Source organism: Limosilactobacillus equigenerosi DSM 18793 = JCM 14505 (genome assembly GCF_001311375.1).
GTDB lineage: Bacteria > Bacillota > Bacilli > Lactobacillales > Lactobacillaceae > Limosilactobacillus > Limosilactobacillus equigenerosi.
On record NZ_BBAS01000032.1, the window covers coordinates 1 to 1722 of the forward strand.

Consider the following 1722-nt stretch of genomic DNA (forward strand, 5'->3'; position numbering starts at 1 on the left):
ATTTTGGGGGATTAGCTCAGTTGGGAGAGCGTCTGCCTTACAAGCAGGATGTCACAGGTTCGAGCCCTGTATCCCCCATCGAGCGCAAGCTCATGAGCCGTTAGCTCAGTCGGTAGAGCATCTGACTTTTAATCAGAGGGTCGACGGTTCGAGCCCGTCACGGCTCATAATTATTTCCGGCGGTTCGATCGGATTTAACGCGCCGACTTAGCTCAGCTGGCAGAGCATCTGTCTTGTAAACAGAAGGTCGGAGGTTCGAACCCTCTAGTCGGCATTAATTTAATATTCTTATGCGGAAGTAGTTCAGTGGTAGAACATCACCTTGCCATGGTGGGGGTCGCGGGTTCGAATCCCGTCTTCCGCTTTGCCAATTCCATTTTTCTTTATTATCCTGCCGGGGTGGCGGAATTGGCAGACGCACAGGACTTAAAATCCTGCGGTCAGTGATGACCGTACCGGTTCGATCCCGGTCCTCGGCACCATATGCACCTATAGCGCAACTGGATAGAGTGTCTGACTACGAATCAGAAGGTTGCAGGTTCGACTCCTGCTAGGTGCATTTTTTAACGGGAAGTAGCTCAGCTTGGTAGAGCACCTGGTTTGGGACCAGGGGGTCGCAGGTTCGAATCCTGTCTTCCCGATTTGGACAAATTAATATGTTTCCTTATTCGCGGTGTAGCTCAGCTGGCTAGAGCGTCCGGTTCATACCCGGGAGGTCGAGGGTTCGATTCCCCCCGCCGCGATTTGGGCGGTTGTTGGACCTTTAGCTCAGTTGGTTAGAGCAGGCGGCTCATAACCGCTCGGTCGTAGGTTCGAGTCCTACAAGGTCCATATTAATTGTTTATTTTTTTATCAATATGGAGGATTACCCAAGTGGCTGAAGGGGGCGGTCTTGAAAACCGCTAGGTCGTTAACGCGGCGCAAGAGTTCGAATCTCTTATCCTCCTTATTATTATCGCGGGGTAGAGCAGCCTGGTAGCTCGTCGGGCTCATAACCCGGAGGTCGTTGGTTCAAATCCAGCCCCCGCAATTATTTTGGTCCATTGGTCTAGTTGGTTAGGACGCATCCCTGTCACGGATGAGATCACGAGTTCGAGTCTCGTATGGACCGTTTGTATAATTTTGGCTCGGTAGCTCAGTTGGTAGAGCAACGGATTGAAGCTCCGTGTGTCGGCGGTTCGATTCCGTCCCGCGCCACTTTTATGCGGGTATAGTTTAGTGGTAGAACCTCAGCCTTCCAAGCTGATGACGCGAGTTCGATTCTCGTTACCCGCTTCCTGGTTTGTATAAACCAGTTATATTTCCTGGGTCTATAGCTCAGCTGGTTAGAGCGCACGCCTGATAAGCGTGAGGTCGGTGGTTCGAGTCCACTTAGACCCACTTCTTGGAGAAGTACTCAAGTGGCTGAAGAGGCGCCCCTGCTAAGGGTGTAGATCGGGAAACTGGTGCGGGGGTTCGAATCCCCCTTCTCCATCTTTTAATATGGCCCGTTGGTCAAGTGGTTAAGACACCACCCTTTCACGGTGGTATCATGGGTTCGAATCCCGTACGGGTCATTAATTTAATTATCGCGGGGTAGAGCAGCCTGGTAGCTCGTCGGGCTCATAACCCGGAGGTCGTTGGTTCAAATCCAGCCCCCGCAATTATGGTTCATTGGTCTAGTTGGTTAGGACGCATCCCTGTCACGGATGAGATCACGAGTTCGAGTCTCGTATGGACCGT

General features: G+C 51.8%; 19 tRNA genes. All 19 read left to right on the forward strand.

Annotated features, from left to right (window positions below):
* The first annotated feature begins 5 nt into the window (after nucleotides 1-5).
* The 19 genes from JCM14505_RS08385 (at nucleotide 6) to JCM14505_RS08475 (ending at nucleotide 1721) form a co-directional block, all read left to right on the forward strand.
* Nucleotides 6-78: transfer RNA gene (locus JCM14505_RS08385), tRNA-Val, on the forward strand.
* 16 nt (nucleotides 79-94) lie between these two features.
* Nucleotides 95-167: transfer RNA gene (locus JCM14505_RS08390), tRNA-Lys, on the forward strand.
* 34 nt (nucleotides 168-201) lie between these two features.
* A tRNA-Thr gene (locus JCM14505_RS08395) sits at nucleotides 202-274 on the forward strand.
* 18 nt (nucleotides 275-292) lie between these two features.
* Nucleotides 293-364, forward strand: a tRNA-Gly gene (locus JCM14505_RS08400).
* Between the two features lie 29 nt (nucleotides 365-393).
* A tRNA-Leu gene (locus JCM14505_RS08405) sits at nucleotides 394-482 on the forward strand.
* 3 nt (nucleotides 483-485) lie between these two features.
* Nucleotides 486-559: transfer RNA gene (locus JCM14505_RS08410), tRNA-Arg, on the forward strand.
* A gap of 8 nt (nucleotides 560-567) precedes the next feature.
* A tRNA-Pro gene (locus JCM14505_RS08415) sits at nucleotides 568-641 on the forward strand.
* Nucleotides 642-669: 28 nt separating this feature from the next.
* Nucleotides 670-743 (forward strand) — tRNA-Met (locus JCM14505_RS08420).
* 14 nt (nucleotides 744-757) lie between these two features.
* A tRNA-Ile gene (locus tag JCM14505_RS08425) sits at nucleotides 758-831 on the forward strand.
* 28 nt (nucleotides 832-859) lie between these two features.
* Nucleotides 860-947, forward strand: a tRNA-Ser gene (locus JCM14505_RS08430).
* A gap of 9 nt (nucleotides 948-956) precedes the next feature.
* A tRNA-Met gene (locus JCM14505_RS08435) sits at nucleotides 957-1030 on the forward strand.
* Nucleotides 1031-1037: 7 nt separating this feature from the next.
* A tRNA-Asp gene (locus JCM14505_RS08440) sits at nucleotides 1038-1111 on the forward strand.
* A 13-nt stretch (nucleotides 1112-1124) separates the two neighbouring features.
* A tRNA-Phe gene (locus JCM14505_RS08445) sits at nucleotides 1125-1197 on the forward strand.
* Nucleotides 1198-1204: 7 nt separating this feature from the next.
* Nucleotides 1205-1275, forward strand: a tRNA-Gly gene (locus tag JCM14505_RS08450).
* A gap of 31 nt (nucleotides 1276-1306) precedes the next feature.
* Nucleotides 1307-1380 (forward strand) — tRNA-Ile (locus tag JCM14505_RS08455).
* A gap of 6 nt (nucleotides 1381-1386) precedes the next feature.
* Nucleotides 1387-1473, forward strand: a tRNA-Ser gene (locus JCM14505_RS08460).
* 11 nt (nucleotides 1474-1484) lie between these two features.
* Nucleotides 1485-1556: transfer RNA gene (locus JCM14505_RS08465), tRNA-Glu, on the forward strand.
* 13 nt (nucleotides 1557-1569) lie between these two features.
* Nucleotides 1570-1643, forward strand: a tRNA-Met gene (locus tag JCM14505_RS08470).
* 4 nt (nucleotides 1644-1647) lie between these two features.
* A tRNA-Asp gene (locus JCM14505_RS08475) sits at nucleotides 1648-1721 on the forward strand.
* Nucleotide 1722: the final 1 nt, after the last annotated feature.